Origin of the sequence: Paracoccus sp. Arc7-R13, from assembly GCF_004010775.1 — a bacterium.
Classification (GTDB): domain Bacteria; phylum Pseudomonadota; class Alphaproteobacteria; order Rhodobacterales; family Rhodobacteraceae; genus Paracoccus; species Paracoccus marcusii.
On record NZ_CP034812.1, the window covers coordinates 54,700 to 69,214 of the forward strand.

Annotated in this window: 19 protein-coding genes; 13 read left to right on the forward strand and 6 right to left on the reverse strand. The window is 55.4% G+C overall.

Features of this window, described 5'->3' with window-relative positions:
- The first annotated feature begins 208 nt into the window (after positions 1-208).
- The 9 genes from pyrF (at position 209) to EOJ32_RS17250 (ending at position 6,094) form a co-directional block, all read left to right on the forward strand.
- The gene (gene pyrF / locus EOJ32_RS17215) at positions 209-1,108 is read left to right on the forward strand and encodes an orotidine-5'-phosphate decarboxylase (protein ID WP_045983955.1); all 900 of its coding nucleotides are present in this window, start codon (positions 209-211) and stop codon (positions 1,106-1,108) included.
- Between the two features lie 9 nt (positions 1,109-1,117).
- A complete protein-coding gene (locus tag EOJ32_RS20170; protein WP_164871490.1) occupies positions 1,118-1,279 on the forward strand; it encodes a hypothetical protein in 162 nt (53 codons plus the stop codon).
- Between the two features lie 512 nt (positions 1,280-1,791).
- Entirely contained in the window at positions 1,792-2,049 is a 258-nt protein-coding gene (locus EOJ32_RS17220) for a hypothetical protein (protein WP_127899611.1), read from the forward strand.
- A gap of 29 nt (positions 2,050-2,078) precedes the next feature.
- Positions 2,079-2,534 carry a hypothetical protein gene (locus EOJ32_RS17225; RefSeq protein WP_127899612.1) on the forward strand — a complete coding sequence of 152 codons (456 nt, stop codon included), beginning with the start codon at positions 2,079-2,081 and terminating at the stop codon, positions 2,532-2,534.
- Positions 2,531-2,983 carry a hypothetical protein gene (locus EOJ32_RS17230; protein WP_127899613.1) on the forward strand — a complete coding sequence of 151 codons (453 nt, stop codon included), beginning with the start codon at positions 2,531-2,533 and terminating at the stop codon, positions 2,981-2,983. Before EOJ32_RS17225 ends, EOJ32_RS17230 begins: the two co-directional genes overlap by 4 nt.
- Positions 2,980-4,425 carry a DUF4942 domain-containing protein gene (locus EOJ32_RS17235; protein WP_127899614.1) on the forward strand — a complete coding sequence of 482 codons (1,446 nt, stop codon included), beginning with the start codon at positions 2,980-2,982 and terminating at the stop codon, positions 4,423-4,425. Before EOJ32_RS17230 ends, EOJ32_RS17235 begins: the two co-directional genes overlap by 4 nt.
- Complete coding sequence (locus EOJ32_RS17240) at positions 4,422-5,057, forward strand: DUF2268 domain-containing putative Zn-dependent protease (protein WP_371706252.1); 636 nt, start codon at positions 4,422-4,424, stop codon at positions 5,055-5,057. Before EOJ32_RS17235 ends, EOJ32_RS17240 begins: the two co-directional genes overlap by 4 nt.
- Before the next feature lie 119 nt (positions 5,058-5,176).
- On the forward strand, positions 5,177-5,803 hold the full coding sequence (locus EOJ32_RS17245) for a LysE family translocator (RefSeq protein ID WP_164871491.1): 627 nt from the start codon (positions 5,177-5,179) through the stop codon (positions 5,801-5,803).
- Between the two features lie 105 nt (positions 5,804-5,908).
- Positions 5,909-6,094, forward strand: a complete 186-nt coding sequence (locus tag EOJ32_RS17250) for a hypothetical protein (protein ID WP_127899617.1) — start codon at positions 5,909-5,911, stop codon at positions 6,092-6,094.
- 104 nt (positions 6,095-6,198) lie between these two features.
- Here the strand turns inward: EOJ32_RS17250 and EOJ32_RS17255 are convergent, their stop codons facing one another.
- The 5 genes from EOJ32_RS17255 to EOJ32_RS17275 all read right to left on the reverse strand — a co-directional run bounded on the left by EOJ32_RS17255 (position 6,199) and on the right by EOJ32_RS17275 (position 10,214).
- A complete protein-coding gene (locus EOJ32_RS17255) occupies positions 6,199-6,393 on the reverse strand; it encodes an NUDIX hydrolase (protein ID WP_127899618.1) in 195 nt (64 codons plus the stop codon).
- Between the two features lie 41 nt (positions 6,394-6,434).
- A complete protein-coding gene (locus EOJ32_RS17260) occupies positions 6,435-8,162 on the reverse strand; it encodes a DUF2326 domain-containing protein (RefSeq protein WP_127899619.1) in 1,728 nt (575 codons plus the stop codon).
- Positions 8,159-8,401 carry an ABC-three component system middle component 6 gene (locus EOJ32_RS17265; protein ID WP_127899620.1) on the reverse strand — a complete coding sequence of 81 codons (243 nt, stop codon included), beginning with the start codon at positions 8,399-8,401 and terminating at the stop codon, positions 8,159-8,161. The genes EOJ32_RS17260 and EOJ32_RS17265 overlap by 4 nt, the downstream gene beginning before the upstream one ends.
- Positions 8,395-9,300 carry an ABC-three component system protein gene (locus EOJ32_RS17270; protein WP_127899621.1) on the reverse strand — a complete coding sequence of 302 codons (906 nt, stop codon included), beginning with the start codon at positions 9,298-9,300 and terminating at the stop codon, positions 8,395-8,397. The genes EOJ32_RS17265 and EOJ32_RS17270 overlap by 7 nt, the downstream gene beginning before the upstream one ends.
- A 341-nt stretch (positions 9,301-9,641) precedes the next feature.
- Positions 9,642-10,214: a recombinase family protein gene (locus tag EOJ32_RS17275; protein ID WP_127899622.1), complete on the reverse strand. Its 573-nt coding sequence runs from the start codon at positions 10,212-10,214 to the stop codon at positions 9,642-9,644.
- Between the two features lie 294 nt (positions 10,215-10,508).
- Here EOJ32_RS17275 and EOJ32_RS17280 point away from each other — a divergent pair, with 294 nt between their 5' ends.
- The 4 genes from EOJ32_RS17280 to EOJ32_RS17295 all read left to right on the forward strand — a co-directional run bounded on the left by EOJ32_RS17280 (position 10,509) and on the right by EOJ32_RS17295 (position 13,475).
- Positions 10,509-11,207 (forward strand): aspartate/glutamate racemase family protein, encoded by a 699-nt coding sequence (locus tag EOJ32_RS17280; protein ID WP_164871492.1) that lies wholly within the window; start codon positions 10,509-10,511, stop codon positions 11,205-11,207.
- Between the two features lie 51 nt (positions 11,208-11,258).
- The gene (locus EOJ32_RS17285; protein ID WP_127899693.1) at positions 11,259-11,768 is read left to right on the forward strand and encodes a GNAT family N-acetyltransferase; all 510 of its coding nucleotides are present in this window, start codon (positions 11,259-11,261) and stop codon (positions 11,766-11,768) included.
- Between the two features lie 166 nt (positions 11,769-11,934).
- Positions 11,935-12,582 (forward strand): HD family hydrolase, encoded by a 648-nt coding sequence (locus EOJ32_RS17290; protein WP_127899624.1) that lies wholly within the window; start codon positions 11,935-11,937, stop codon positions 12,580-12,582.
- 176 nt (positions 12,583-12,758) lie between these two features.
- The gene (locus tag EOJ32_RS17295) at positions 12,759-13,475 is read left to right on the forward strand and encodes a peptidoglycan peptidase (protein WP_127899625.1); all 717 of its coding nucleotides are present in this window, start codon (positions 12,759-12,761) and stop codon (positions 13,473-13,475) included.
- A gap of 78 nt (positions 13,476-13,553) precedes the next feature.
- On the opposite strand, the gene EOJ32_RS17300 is transcribed toward EOJ32_RS17295, so the two are convergent.
- Positions 13,554-14,444, reverse strand: a complete 891-nt coding sequence (locus EOJ32_RS17300; protein ID WP_127899626.1) for an alpha/beta fold hydrolase — start codon at positions 14,442-14,444, stop codon at positions 13,554-13,556.
- Positions 14,445-14,515: the final 71 nt, after the last annotated feature.

Genomic DNA, 14,515 nt, shown 5'->3' on the forward strand with positions numbered 1-14,515 from the left:
CAGCGAACGACCGCTAGGTCCCGCATAGCAGACGCACGGCGGCGACGGGCTAGCGTCTGCTATGCGGGACCAAGCGGACGCTCAAAGTTGATCCGCTACGCCAGGCTCGCTATCTTGCCAGAGACGCCCTGGCCTCTTCTTGGCAAAGGTCATAGCAGATCGAACGGCTACGACAGCGCAGCTGCAGGAAGGGTTCCCAGGAGATGACATGGCAAGCACCACTTGGTTAGAAATTGTCGACGCGAATGTCAGGGAACGTGGCGAGCTTGTCATTGGCATCGATCCGTCACTTGCCGATCTGCCACAGTTCTTCGAGCGCGGTGACGGCCACTGGATCAGCCGATACGTGGACTTTCTGCTCGACATAGTCGAGACGCGCGCGGGCTTCGTAAAGTTTCAGTCTGCATATTTTGAGGCCGGCGGGCTTGCCGGGCTGTCTGCACTTTCTGCAGGGATGAAGAGGGCGAAAGCCGCAGGTATGGGTGTCATTCTGGACGCCAAGCGGGGCGATATCGGGGCAACCGCTACCGCATATGCAAAGGCATATCTAACGCCTGCTGAGGAAGGCGGCAGTGGCGATTTCGAGGCCGATTGCCTCACGATCAACCCCCTTATGGGACCGGACACCCTGGCTCCGTTCGTAGACTGCGCGGTGCGTCACGGGAAAGGTCTCTTCGTTTTGTGCCGGACATCCAATCCGGGAGCAGGTTGGATTCAGGACAAGATGGCAGGGAACCGGGCAATATCCGATCGCGTCGCCGATCTGATCGGCGGCTTTGCACCACCCGGCGCGGATGGTTTGTCTCCTGTCGGGGCAGTCATTGGAGCGACGGTCCCCAATGAAGGGCGGCGGCTGAGGCAACTTCTACCGCGCTCTATTATCCTCGCGCCGGGTCTTGGGGCACAAGGAGGCGATCCGGCGGCGATAAATTCCTTACGCGGCAGTCGCCCCGGCGATTTGCTAGTCCCTGTATCTCGCGGGCTGACCCGTGTTGAGGACAGGACATTGTCGCAAGACGCATACCGCAACTTGATCCTGGAGCGGATGCAGCAATTCGAAGATGTTCTGACATACGACTACGCGGTAAGCCAAGCCGCATCGGGTTGACATGGAGCCATGGCTGAAGCGTGGATTTCCACGACCGGCAACAATGGGCTCTTCTCGTCGATGCTGCCTGGCAGTCGAGAGGCTGCTTTTTTCAGAGATATGGTGATCGCGGGCACCGCGATCGCTGATCCAGAAGACAGCCGCGCCTCCGCTTCGCTCTGGCACGGCTGACGATCTTTCATTTCATTTTTCCGCCTGCCATCCGGCCGGCGATCCGAACACGGGCTCTGGTGCCGCTGCGCGTCAGCCTCCACGGAGAAATCCGGTTCCTCCCACGCGCAAGCGCGCGGGTCCCTCCCAATTTCACCGCTCCGGCCCCGTGTGTCAGATCACCGTCCGGCCGCAGGTCGGGCTGCGCCCACCCTGCTTTGCCCTTCGGATGACATGAGGTCATCCAAAGTGAAAAGCAGCGATGGCTTCGCCACTGGCGGAACAGGAAGGAGCGCCGTGACATGTCGGACCGGATCAGCATACGCGCTGGAGATTTGGCTGCGGCCCATCAGAGGCAGACCTTTGTGACAGGAAAGGCAAGCCCGCCTTCGCATCGGAAACAGGCCCCACTGATTTCACGCAATTTTCCCCACCGCTGAAGGCAGGACTATCTGCACCCTGCCACGCCCATTTTGGGCACCCGACCACGGCGCAAAGACCGGGCGGGATCGTCGCAAAGAAAGGAACGCCAAATGGCACTTTTTGAAATCATCACCATGACCGACGACAGCGGCATGAGCCGCGTTGTGACCGATGACCTTGCCGCATGGGTCGATGACATGGGCACCGAAATCACCGGGACCGAGACCCGCACGAACCTGCGCGCCGAGTTGCAGGGCCAGCCCAAGATTGCCGGTTTCCTTGGCCCCTTCTGGGGCGGCCTGTCCCAGACCGGCGATGCCATCATCCGCTATGAGGATGCAGGCACCTATTCGGCGCTGAGCCAGTGAGGGAGTCGCAGATGACCCGTTTTTCTGTCGTGCAGATCGACATGCACCCCGCCCCCTATGTCGCAGCTACGGGCAGCGCCCGGAGTGCCCAAATCCTGGCCCGCCTTGTGCGGGAGCGTTGCCCCGGAAACGCGTTTGGCATTCGCGAAGGCGCGGCCTTTGGCGGGCCGAAAAGCAATGGTTTCATCCGCGATTGCGCCCGATCCTTGGAGGTTCAGCGGATCGCAGCGGAAGAACTGTTCGCGGAAGCCGACGAGAACCCCGACCAGTTGGTGAAGTGGCACGTCTATTTCTACGACGCCGGGACCGGGAAATTCCGTTTCACCGTGAACGCCTATCTGGATCACGATTTGCCCGTTCGGGCGAAGTGTGAAGCCGACCCCGAACTGGCCGGGCGCACTGTCGTCTATGGCAATCCGCCCACGATGGAGACGCTTTATCTGATGCTCGATGCCTTCGCGGCAAAGCAGGAGGCAACGGCATGAGCGGATTTTCCTTCAACGGTTTCGTGGCGGGGGATACCCCCGCCACCTTCACCGACTTTCGCGTGTCGCCGGTCAGGATGATCCGCGAGGGCACGGATGCGGAAGCCATCGAGGTTTGCAGCCCTGCGGGCCGGGCGTTCTGGTCGATCTATGGCGACACCGGCGCAGGCTGGCGACTTGTCCATGACGCCGAGGCCGACGATGCGGGCCTTGCGCTGGCCGCCTTGTCCGGGAACGCGGCAGCCCGGTTCGAGTATGCCGACCTTGAGACTGTCACTGTCGCCGGGACGCTGGCCGATCTTGCCGACCGTCTGGCCGAACGCATCCACGATGAAATCCCCGGATACGACAACCCGGAGGATTTTCGCTGTGACGACTTCGACGCGCACCCGCTGTCCGAGCTGCGCGAGCAAATCCTTGAAGCCATCGAGAGCGAGGCAGCAGCATGAACACCCGCACCACATTCAGCGCCGGCGCACTGGTCGCACCGATGAACATCATGAGCATTTGCGCCGCCCGTGAGGCCGCGCTGACGCAGATGCAGGACGCTATCGGCACCCTGTCGGACGGCTACAGCCGCGCGCTGGACGCGGCCGAGACGGCCAAAGGAGCAACCGCAGGGCATTCCTGCTATCTGCACTACAGCGACAACGAGGCCGTGAAATCGACCCTGTTTTCCGCCTTTGATCCTGTTGCCGTCCTGGCCCGGTATAAGCGCACCCTCGATGCCGCAATCTGGCTGCGGATCGTTGAGGAAAGCCGCCTCAAGGAAATCATGGACCGCACCGAGCGGGACCAGCTGGACAAGCAGATGGGCGCGGATGACATGCCCGAGCCGACGCTTGAGAACATCCGCGCCACCTTGGAACGCCTGACCCTCGATGCCGACCTGATTTTTATGCGGGGCGTGGCCCGCGCCTTTTCCGAACTGGACCCGGCTTTCAAAAGCCACGACGCGTTCAAGATCGGCAAACGCATGATCTTCACATGGGTTTTCGATGATGGCGGCTATTGGTCCTATTCCGGCAGGGGCGAACAGATGCGGCGCACCCTGGCGGACGTCGAGCGGGTGTTTTCGCAACTGTCCGGCCAGCGGAGCTATGGCGACCTTGAGGGCGCGATCAATGCTGCCCGGCGCGGCGGATGGGGGGCGCGTCAAACCGAGATCGAGACCGAGTATTTCACCGCCCGATGCTTCAAGAACGGCAACCTGCACCTGTGGGTGAAGGACGCGGACCTGTTGCGGAAGGTCAATCAGGTTCTGGCAAGCTATTACGGCGACGTGCTGGCAGATGCCGCAGGGTCCGACGAGCAGCCCGCCGACTTCCGCACTGGAACTGCCGTTGCCAAGGATCTTGCCTTCTACCCGACGCCTGCGGCGACGGTCGAAGAATTGCTTTCTGATCTGACGATCAAGGCGGGCACCCGCGTTCTGGAGCCAAGCGCCGGGATCGGCGCCATCGTCCGGCCCGTCTTGAAGATGGGCGCGACCGTGGACGCAATCGAAATCCACCCGGACCGGGCAGCGGCATTGCGGGGCATGGCCCACCCTGCGCTGAAGGTTCATTGCGCAAATTTCCTGACGGTGACGCCTGCGCCGGTCTATGACCTGATCCTGATGAACCCGCCGTTTTCGGGCACCCATTTCATGGATCACGTCAAACATGCGTGGGACTTCCTTGCGCCTGTGGTTTGCCACGATAGTTGTGCTTTTTGGCCACTATTTGTGCTTTCTTGCCAATTAAAACGTCCTCTACCCGCACTGCGCGCCCGTTTACACCCGAGGCGGACGCTCAGAAGGCGCGGCAGGATCGACGCGAAGAGCCCACAGCGATCATTGGGATTTTCCCAAGCCTTAATGCCCTGTAAGGTTTCGGTATGTCATCCATGAACCTTCATTTCCTCGATGCAGGCGGCGACTTGACCAAACTTCGCCCTTGGCTCTGTTCCCAGCTAAAGGACGCCTATAGGCAAGTGCGAGGCACGTTGCCCTTGCTGCCGCTTGATGTGGTGGTCAGGTCTGGAAAGTTAGTCATTCCAGAAAAGGGGCACGTTGGGTACGCGCCCGACGCTCGTGTCATTTTCCTGACCGTGGACCCGAACAATCCCGCTTTGCGTGAAAACGCCCACGTATCCTTGCAGCGAATGTTTGTGCATGAGCTTCATCATGCAGCACGGTGGAACGGCCCCGGCTATGGCTCTACCTTGGGAGAGGCTCTGGTCACGGAAGGCTTGGCCGGCCACTTTGCTCAAGAAGTTTATGGCGGCCCAACAGAGCCATGGGAAAGCGTTGATCCAGAGATGGTGCGAGATTGTGCCAAACAGGCGTTGAAAGAATGGGAAGCATCGAACTACGGTCATAGCGCTTGGTTCTATGGCGCGGGCAACCTTCCCAGATGGATAGGTTATTCCCTTGGTTTCCAGTTAGTTTCGCGCTTCCTGTCTGCAAACCCTTACCAGAAGGCGTCGGGACTGGTTCACGCAGATGCTCAGCTTTTCCGTGGGTGTTTAGAGGGCGTCTGAGGGTGGCTTGGCCCGCATGGCTGCCGCCAGTGCCGCGACCGGGCATCGACGCGAAGAGCCCTTTACGGACGGTCGCCCTAGTCCTTAGCATCTGCAAAGCGTAAAATAAGGAGATGACGATGCCCGAAATGACTGTCCTTCTGACTTACCTTGCAGTGCTGGTCGGCTTCGTCTTCTTTCCGGGGCCGTCGATTCTGCTGACTTTGGCACGTGCTTCAACCTCGGGAACTCGGGCGGGAGTAGCGACGAGCCTCGGCATTGGCCTGGGAGATGTAATCCACACTCTGCTGGCCGTGATAGGGGTGTCGGCCATCGTCATGGCGTCTGCCAATGCTTTTCTGGCAGTGAAATTGCTGGGCGCTGGATATCTGATCTACATTGGTCTCCGTAGCATCTTCGAGCGGACTTCTTTTCAAGGCCAGCCTGATTTGCCACTGATCACTCCGCGCAAAGCATTTCGTCAGGCATGTCTCGCTGAGGTGCTGAACCCGAAATCGGCCATGTTCTTCTTAGCGTTCCTGCCGCAGTTTGTTGCCGCCGATCAGGGAAATGTCGCCCTGCAGCTCTTGGTGCTTGGTCTGTTGTTCGTAGTGGTGGGGACTGCTGCCACGCTCTTGGTAGCGATCGGTGCTGGAACTATCGGAGCAACTTTGCGCAGCAACTCTGCTATCCAGCGTTGGCAAGGAAAAGTGGTTGGCACCCTATATTGCGCTCTTGGTATCCGACTTGCATTTCAACAGCGCTGATCACTGCGCTGCTCGATCCCGCATAGCTGCCAGAGGCAAGGAGCCAAGCCATGTTAAGCGCTAAAGATAAATCCAAATATATATTTTCGAGATAGATGAAGAAATATGGATGCAGCCAGTTTTATTGATATTGTATTGACTCCAATCGGAGCAGGATTAGGCGGTTTTCTAGGACTTTCAATGGGTGTCAAAAAGCAACCGGAAAAATTTGCTTCTGTTGCAAAAGTAAGTACCAGACTGTTGGTGGGCATATTGATTTTCTTGGCTATCTTCGCCACGAGAATACTATAGCATTTCTTGGCAAGAGTGGGGCGGACGGTAGCTTAGTCCCGCAAAGCGGCCCCTCGGCCGCCGCCCTGACCCGTCTGCTATGCGGGACGGAGCTGACTCTGAGTTTAGATCAGCAGGCGGTCATGAGAGCTTCCATCAGCTTGCCGCGCGGTTTCACCCTTCTCTACCGCACCGGCAATCTGGAACCACTTGCCCTGAAGGCATCGGGTGCGACGAAGTAGCAGAACTTCATTCTTACCGTTAACAACGCGTACGGCGACGAAGCTGACGGCATGGCATCGGATCGGTATCTCTTGCATGGGCGGTAATATTATTCTTTCAGTACTCTAAGAACAATACCCTAGAACCGAACGCCAAACAGTCCTCCATTTGGCTCATCCGATAATCGGGTATCCATAATGTAGTCGGAGGGATCGAAGATTTCCTCGCCGCTAACCTCTTCTTCGTTCTTTATCTTCTGTAGATCATCCGAATTCATTGCAACAATATACTGAACACCGAGGCTTTCGCATTTCTTCTGAGCCAAACTAAGAGCAAGTCCGATCTGTCGTCCATCAACCCCGTCGAAAATATGACTGTCATGGATCAAAAATCCGGGAAACCGATCATTCTTTTTTGCGACCTCAACAAGCAGCCAGTCAAAGCAAAACACCTGCATGTGATTTTTGCCTCCACTCTTTTTTCCAACAATATCTGTCTCTATTGATAATCCTGCAATACCTTTTGACTTTCCGAGAACTAGCTGCCCCGGTTCATCGTAAAGAAATTTTGATGTCTCTCCAAATATCTGGACTGCGGTCTTTCTGGCTACTTCTCTCTCGATTACATCTTGGCCAATAAGATCAACGAGATCTGCTATTTCTCGTCCTAGCCGCTTTCGTTCTTCTTCCACATCGCGAAACCGAGGGATTTGTGTGCGAAGATCTGCTTGCTCAGCCTCCAGACGATTTAAATCAGACTGCAGAAGCGTTAAGCGCTCTATTGCAATGCCAGATTTAAGTAAGTCGAGCTTGTCCTTCAGTCCGTCTTGTAGTCTGATTATTTCAGTCTTTCGAAAAGAGAGTCGCTCCGACGCGTTCCTTCTTTCGCGCTTCAGATGCAGCTCACGGTTCTTCGCTACCTGCCTGTGAAAAGCCTCAACTTGCTCAAACCTTTTCTTAATCTGATCCGAGAAAAATATTCCGACCTGTTCATAAACGCTTTTAAGGTCCGCGGCAGATGCATCATCGACTTCCTTGAGTGCCGCATCAATGCTTTCAAGCAGGTCTAGATCTTCAAGGTTTGCCTCGTTCAGATCGCGAATGCGACCTGTTAGTTGATTTGCAGTGACCTCATGTTGACGATAGCCGTCAACTACAGATGCAGCCGCAACCTCTTTGCGCTTTCCATCGATTTCAGTATCAAGCAGGTCCAGGCGGGCTTGCATCTTATTTACGTCAAGCGCGCCATCTGTCAGATATCCACTCTTAATCATTTTCGCCAGCGTATCGGCGTCTTTTTTCTCGTCCTTCTTTACCTGCAGTTTCTGAGGAAGCCGCCAATCAAATCCCAGAAGATATGACAGGCTAACTTGACTATCCCAATCTTGCTGCGAAGAGCTGTTCATCTTGGGGCTGGCAAATCCACCATTGCGCTCTTTTCGCACGAAATATGCAAGGAGCGCCCCGAACTTAGGACTGTAAGTCTGTGCGGAGTCTTCCTCGCTCAGAGAGAACCACTCCAACGCAAGCTCCTTACGAAGATTTCTTGGAGTTATTACCTCCCCGTCCCTCTTAAGTTCATCGGTTTTCGGATTGCTTTTTTTACAGATCACAAACTCAGAGCCGCTACGGGCAAACTTACCACAGAACTCTGACCCAATAATTTCTGGCTTGTGGAAATCTCCATCTACATTTCGCTTTTCAGTCAGTAAATAGTGTACAAGCTCAATAAAGCTTGTCTTTCCTGTGCCATTACGGGTTTCCTTCGCGCCGGACGTTTCATGTCGTTCAGCAACGAGTATATTCAGCCCCCGTTTGAACCGGAGCGGCTTGAAAGTTGTAAGAGTGCTTGTGATCTCAACAATCATTGGTTCATCTTTTTTATCAAGCCTGATTCGAAACGGATGGCTCCGATGGCGAATAGGAAATCAACCGATAGCAGGAACCAGTCAAAATGAATCGTTGAGAGCGCGTTCTCACGTCGATCTTCCTGAAGGTCATTGAATAAACGTGAAGCAGTTTTTTCGCGGTCCAGCAATGCAAGGATCGCTGCACCTACGCCTATGAGCGCGTTCTCGGTCTTAATATGTTTAGTTGGCATCAACATGGAGCACCCTGCGGCACATTCTCAAAAATATCACAAGCGTCTAAGTAGTATGCTACTATTACATATGCTGCCGCCGATACTGTTGCTGTCTCGCCGCCACCGCAGAATACTAGAAGCTTACCCATTATTTCATCTGGGTCATACCCAAACCCTTTGAGCTCAAGATACTTAGCGCGCATCTCGGCCTGGATAATTGAGGCATTTTGCGGATTAGGCATACCATCAAGGTATCTATCTACTATATCGATATGGGGGCGGGCTCGCCGAATATCATATTTTGAGTCTGGGCTTAGCCTGTTAAAATCGAGCTTTTCTTCATCAGGGATGTCGCCGAAGTTCAACGGATCGGGATTAACACTGCGCGCTTCTATAATTTTCTTTAGGAGTGGCCTTATATGACTCATTTGAACTGCATTGAAGTTCAAGCTTGCTGACGGGTAGATATCAATCATTTGCTGCATAGACAATTTGTCGTGCAGCTCATCTTTCAAGAAGTTCCGGCAGGCTGTCGAAATTGATATCTCGGAATATTGCCTTCTTAACTCCTCCAACTTGTCGCTAGCGGAAGTTGGAAGTCCTTCGATGTTGTTATGAACAAAGATCCATTCCTTTAGGTCAGGCCAATAGTTCTTGACCATTGGAAAGCTATCAGAAATTTTCGCCTTTGCCCTTTCGGCAAAGGTCTTCGGCGATTCAGGCGCGTAACACTGAAAAATTGTTTCGGTTGATATACGCCGGCCGTCGCTCTTCTTGTCGCCGTTTTTGCCGCCAGCCTTTATCAACTCAAAGTCTGTCCCGTATATTCTAGATGCCATGCGTGCGAACCAGTCCTCAAATCTGGATTGGTTCACCGTAGCGAATGCATGGTCAAAATGGATATCGAAGTCAGTTTTTTTCATGATGTTGTGTGTTTTCAGTTTCGGGATTACAACATGTTGTCCAATGTTTGTTTGATAGCGTGTTGGCTCTTTATGGTGTAGTTGTGCTAAAACGGCAACATCCTATCATGCGGCGCCTGGCGCCTTCGCCTGATCAACGCCTACCACGCGTTTTGCTTCATTGCTGAATGTGCTTTTCGCGCTTGCTCAAATGTCAACTCCAGAGAAGCGGCAATGCGGCCCCTAGCTCTTCGTTGAGTACAGTTGGGGTGCGCGCTGCACCTGCGTTCGCTGCAGGCTACCCCAATGTCGCAAAGGGCTCTTCATGGCGATGCATATCTGCCGCCGGTCAAAGCCAGCTTTTAGCGATTTTCATCAGCGGCTTCTGCAGCACGAACATAGGCATAAAGCGTTGGTTTGGAGATGCTGAGCATGGTGCAGATCCGGGCAATTGGCGTTTTCCTCTCCTGATAGAGCCGTACAGCAAGGTCGCGTTTGTCCTTGTCGAGCACTTGAGGACGCCCGCCCTTTCGGCCGCGGGAACGCGCCGCTGTCAGGCCGGCTTGGGTGCGCTCTCGGATCAGGTTGCGCTCGAACTCCGCCAAGGCTCCAAACAGGTGGAAAATCAGTTTGCCCGATGTCGTGCTGGTGTCGATCGACTCTTGCAGGCTCAGCAATCCAACCTTCTGCTCGTCAAGCCATGTCGTCCAGCCGATGAGATCGCGCAATGACCGACCGAGGCGGTCTAGCCGCCATACTACCAAGGTGTCACCGGCGCGCAGTTGCTCTTTGACCTTTTCGAGACCGGGTCGGGAAGCCACCGCCCCGGAGGCCGTATCGGTAATCACTCTCTCACAGCCAGCCGCCGACAGGGCGTCCCTCTGAAGATCAAGGTTCTGCTCGATGGTGGAGACTCGTGCATAGCCGATCTTCATGGTCGAGCACCTGTATCGGTAAAAAAAGTCGTCATGCGCAAGATTAAGTTTCCGTAGTTTTGTTTACTGAGTAAATTTACTTGGAACCGGCGGTTTTCGCAACAGTCATGGTGGGATGAGATCACGGGAAAGAAAACCTCCGTTTTCTTTACTCTCATGGCCAAGGAGGCGGCTCCCTATCCGCCAGTCACCACAGAAAGGGTCACACGAGCAAACTTCTTAGGACAACGTAGCGTAGAGCCCTTTGCCGCCAGACCGCTACGCGGCTACGCTCCCGACAAAGGAGCATGTTGGATGAAGAAGATTGGAATGATCGGCGGATTGAGTTGGGTTTCGACTGCCGAATACTACAAGCGCACCAATGAGATCATGCAGCAGGCGGCAGGGGGCGTGTCCTCGGCCCGGATCGTGCTGGAGAGTGTCAACCGACAGGACTATGTGGATGCCGTGATCGTTCAGCGCGACGAGGCCGCGGCTTGCCAGCAGATCTTGGCCTCTGTCCGCGCGCTGGAGGCGGCGGGGGCCGACTTCATTGTCATCACCTGCAATGACGTTCACCGCTTCGTACCAACCATCCAGCCCCTTATCACCATTCCTTTCCTGCATATTGCCGATGTGACGGCAGCGGCTATTGCGGCGCGAGGCCTGCGGCGGGTCGCCATCCTCGGGGTACGCAAGACCATGGAAAGTGACTTCTACCCCGAGATCCTGGCACGGCATGGGTTGGAGGCCATCATTCCAAATGAGGCTGAAAAGTCCTTCATCCACGACAGCATCTATGACGAGCTGGTCCAGAACCGGTTCCGGGACGAGACGCGGCAGGAGTATCAGCGGATCATCCAGGCTTTGGGTGCGCGAGGGGCGGACTGTGTGGCCTTGGCATGCACGGAGATCCCGCTCCTGCTCAGGCCAGAGGACTCGCCGCTGCCAGCCTTCTCCACTACGGAGCTTCACTGCCGAGCGGCGGTGGTGCAAGCGCTGAAGCGGGATTGATACCGCGAAAGCATTTTCGCATTCATGACCGCAGCAGGCTGGATTTTCCTCATGACGCTTAGAAAAGTTCAACATACAGATGCTTCAAGCATCGCTGCAATTTCCATCGAAGTATGGATAGGCACCTACCTCAAACGAGGGGTCAGCGCCTTTTTCGCCGACTATGCGCTGAGTGAGTTCACCACCGAAAAAACCGAAAAGCTAATAGCCGACCCCAACCAATTCATCCTTGTTTCGGAGAATGAGGAAGGCGTTGATGGATTCATCCGAGTGTCCTCCGGCAGCACAGCGCCGGTGGGCGGCTGCTCCGATATGGAGATCTCAACCTTCTATGTTCAGCCGCGCCATCATGGAAAAGGGATTGGGAAGAGGCTGCTGGATACAGCATTCACACATTGTCGCAATCTGGGAGCCCCGTCCGTTTGGCTGACAACGAACGCCGAAAACGCCCCTGCGATTGCCTTCTATCTGAAGCAAGGTTTCGAGCATGTCGGTGAGACCCATTTTCGTATTGGAAATGCAGGTTATCTGAACAATGTCTATTCATACCATTTGAACTGAGAGCACCTTGGTTTGACCAAGGGTAACACCATCCAGCAACTGCAATTCGATCCCGCATGGCAGCGCCCTTGCTTCGGGCGAGGCTGACAGGAAGAACCCAAACTTGCCCTTACTGGTCGCAGCCGGGAAGCGCCGCTAATCTGCTGTCCATCTCAGGAGAACCAAGATGCCAGAAATCAGCCGTGACGACGCAACACTTCCTCACACTGATGCTGAGAGCATTGTGGACGTGTTGTCCTTGGCCGAAAATTTGAAAACCGAGATGCGCCATAGCTGGTTGTCGAATGGCCGGCAGGAGAGCGTGGCTGAACATACATGGATGATGTCAGTCGCGGCTGTCTTGATGGCCCCTCATCTTCAGCATCCTGTCGACTTGGGGCAAACCCTGAAACTGATCGCGCTTCATGACATAGCAGAGGCCATCACCGGGGATATTCCATACTTTGAAGAAAGTGCCCGGAAAGACACCAAGCTTGCTGATGAAGCCGGGGCGGTGGAGACAATGTGCAGGATGCTTCCAGGGGCTTCTGGAACACTGCTTTTCGATCTATGGCGCGAATACGAGGACTGTGAGACCCCGGAGGCGAGGTTTGCGCGAGCGCTCGACAAGCTGGAGGTACAGCATCAACACAATCTTGCGGACTTACAGACCTGGACCGAGCAAGAGTTGGGCCTTGTTTACACCAAGATGGACAGCGAATGCGCCCACGATACAGCACTGATGACCCTTCTCGCCGTCATCAGGTCTAGGGCAGAGAAGAAGATGCAGCACGGGGGCATCGACCCAATCGAAGTTAAGGCGCGCGTGTTCTGACCGACCGCTCCGTCCCGCTTTCTGGCCAATCAAAACGTCCTCTACCCACGCTGCGCCCCCGGTTACAGCCGAAGCGGACGCTCAGAAGGCGCGGCAGGATCGACGCGAAGAGCCCTTTGCGGTCAGTCGTAGCAGGGCTAGTGTGTCTCTGGCAGGTTTCAACAGCAAGGAAGCGTATGAAACGCCCCATCTTTTCCGCCTTGGCAATCCTTGCGTTTGCTACACCGATAGGGGCGCAGGAAGACGACACCTTGGCTGGGCCGGAACTGGGTCAGCCAAGCACCTCTTTGATGACGGCAGAAGCTGCATGGGACTGGTTTCCAGGAGATCTAGTTTTTCGGAACGGCCTTAACGATTTTGATGAAATCGTCAGAGATAACGAAAATGGTCAGTGGGCATCTGTCGGTGTGATCCGTCCGTCTGGCGGTGGCCCGGTCGCGATCTATGTTGACGAACAGCAAGGGGTTACAGAGACACCGTTAGATCTTTTTATTGCTGAGGAAGACTATACCGTTTTCCGCGTTACCAGCTTGGCGAGTGTGAGGGCTGAGAGCTTTGATCTAGGACCGATGGCGTTGTTTGCCGGTATCTTGGCCATGAATATGCCATATGATACTGAAATGATGTTTGAAAACGGGAAATTCTATAATGCGGAACTTCCATTTGCAGCAGCTCTAAACGCTGGCGTCCTGCTTGTCGTGCCCAAGCCGCTTCGAGATGTCACAGGGCCTGACGCTCCGCTTGGGCAAGCATTATTGAAGGATCGAATAGGTCATTACCCTTGTGTTGAAGCCACCGACGAAGAGATGTGCTGGGGGTGGATGAGGAACTTAGCCATCGTAACACCCGGGATGATCCTCGCGTCTGACGCTCTTGAGCAGGTGTACCCTTAACCGGCAGCTCCGTCCCGCATAGCAGACCCTCGGAAGCTACAGCTAGCGGCAGCAATGCGGGACGAAGCAGCCTGATGCCTAATGCTTCTCTGCCAATGCCACTATCGCAGCGGCAAATTCCTCTGGTGCTTCTTGCGGCAGGTTGTGGCCTACCCGGTCTATGATCCTGCGTTCATAGCACCCGGTGAAATGCGAATGATCCAAATCTTCTGCCACTGGCGGATCAACCCCGTCATCCCGGCCCTGAAGAACAATGGAGGCGACGGCAATGTCAGGCTGGGTGGCCAACTGCGCCTCGATGTCCTCATACGCCGGATCACCGGGAACTCCACCAAATCGGTGGCGATAGGAATGCAGCACAATTTCCACGAAGTCAGGGTTGTCGAAGGAGGGGGCAGTTGCCTCCCATGCCGCATCGTCAAACCGCCAGGTAGGCGACCAAAGCGACCAAATAAGGCGGCAGATATCGCGCCTGTTGTGAGTTAATCCGGCGCGGCCTCGCTCTGTATGGAAGTAATACATATACCAGTAACGGGCCTCCTCGACCGCAGGGGCAGGGTTCGCGGCGTCCGGAATGTTCTGGATATTGTAGCCTTGCCCGCAGCTCACAAGACCGCGCACCCGCTCAGGCCAGAGCGCCGCGACGATACATGCCGCACGGCCACCCCAATCGTATCCGCCGAGAAATGCAGTGCCAACGGATAGCGCATCCATGAAAGCCAGAAGATCGGCCCCAAGCGCCGCCTGCTGGCCTGAGCGCATCGTAACAGGCGAGAGAAAGTGGGTTGGACCATAACCGCGCAGGTAGGGGGCAAGACAGCGATACCCCCGCCCGCCGAGGTTTGCGGCGACAGCATCATAGGCATGGGTATCATAAGGGAACCCGTGCAGCAGGATTACCGGCTCGCCGCCTTCCGGCCCGACCTCATGGTAGTGGATGTCGAGGCATCCTGCTTTGATCGACTTCATCCGTTACTTCCTCCGGATTGCCTTTGCCACCGGAAGCCTAGGCCAACAGGCCGAAAGGCGGCAATGGGCTC

What these genes read in the sequence shown, in the direction of transcription:
- pyrF (WP_045983955.1), top strand. Translation starts at nt 209, where the DNA reads ATGGCAAGCACCACTTGGTTAGAAATTGTCGACGCGAATGTCAGGGAA.
- EOJ32_RS20170 (WP_164871490.1), top strand. Translation starts at nt 1,118, where the DNA reads ATGGCTGAAGCGTGGATTTCCACGACCGGCAACAATGGGCTCTTCTCG.
- EOJ32_RS17220 (WP_127899611.1), top strand. Translation starts at nt 1,792, where the DNA reads ATGGCACTTTTTGAAATCATCACCATGACCGACGACAGCGGCATGAGC.
- EOJ32_RS17230 (WP_127899613.1), top strand. Translation starts at nt 2,531, where the DNA reads ATGAGCGGATTTTCCTTCAACGGTTTCGTGGCGGGGGATACCCCCGCC.
- EOJ32_RS17235 (WP_127899614.1), top strand. Translation starts at nt 2,980, where the DNA reads ATGAACACCCGCACCACATTCAGCGCCGGCGCACTGGTCGCACCGATG.
- EOJ32_RS17240 (WP_371706252.1), top strand. Translation starts at nt 4,422, where the DNA reads ATGAACCTTCATTTCCTCGATGCAGGCGGCGACTTGACCAAACTTCGC.
- EOJ32_RS17245 (WP_164871491.1), top strand. Translation starts at nt 5,177, where the DNA reads ATGCCCGAAATGACTGTCCTTCTGACTTACCTTGCAGTGCTGGTCGGC.
- EOJ32_RS17250 (WP_127899617.1), top strand. Translation starts at nt 5,909, where the DNA reads ATGGATGCAGCCAGTTTTATTGATATTGTATTGACTCCAATCGGAGCA.
- EOJ32_RS17255 (WP_127899618.1), bottom strand. Translation starts at nt 6,393, where the DNA reads ATGCAAGAGATACCGATCCGATGCCATGCCGTCAGCTTCGTCGCCGTA.
- EOJ32_RS17260 (WP_127899619.1), bottom strand. Translation starts at nt 8,162, where the DNA reads ATGATTGTTGAGATCACAAGCACTCTTACAACTTTCAAGCCGCTCCGG.
- EOJ32_RS17265 (WP_127899620.1), bottom strand. Translation starts at nt 8,401, where the DNA reads ATGTTGATGCCAACTAAACATATTAAGACCGAGAACGCGCTCATAGGC.
- EOJ32_RS17270 (WP_127899621.1), bottom strand. Translation starts at nt 9,300, where the DNA reads ATGAAAAAAACTGACTTCGATATCCATTTTGACCATGCATTCGCTACG.
- EOJ32_RS17275 (WP_127899622.1), bottom strand. Translation starts at nt 10,214, where the DNA reads ATGAAGATCGGCTATGCACGAGTCTCCACCATCGAGCAGAACCTTGAT.
- EOJ32_RS17280 (WP_164871492.1), top strand. Translation starts at nt 10,509, where the DNA reads ATGAAGAAGATTGGAATGATCGGCGGATTGAGTTGGGTTTCGACTGCC.
- EOJ32_RS17285 (WP_127899693.1), top strand. Translation starts at nt 11,259, where the DNA reads ATGACGCTTAGAAAAGTTCAACATACAGATGCTTCAAGCATCGCTGCA.
- EOJ32_RS17290 (WP_127899624.1), top strand. Translation starts at nt 11,935, where the DNA reads ATGCCAGAAATCAGCCGTGACGACGCAACACTTCCTCACACTGATGCT.
- EOJ32_RS17295 (WP_127899625.1), top strand. Translation starts at nt 12,759, where the DNA reads ATGAAACGCCCCATCTTTTCCGCCTTGGCAATCCTTGCGTTTGCTACA.
- EOJ32_RS17300 (WP_127899626.1), bottom strand. Translation starts at nt 14,444, where the DNA reads ATGAAGTCGATCAAAGCAGGATGCCTCGACATCCACTACCATGAGGTC.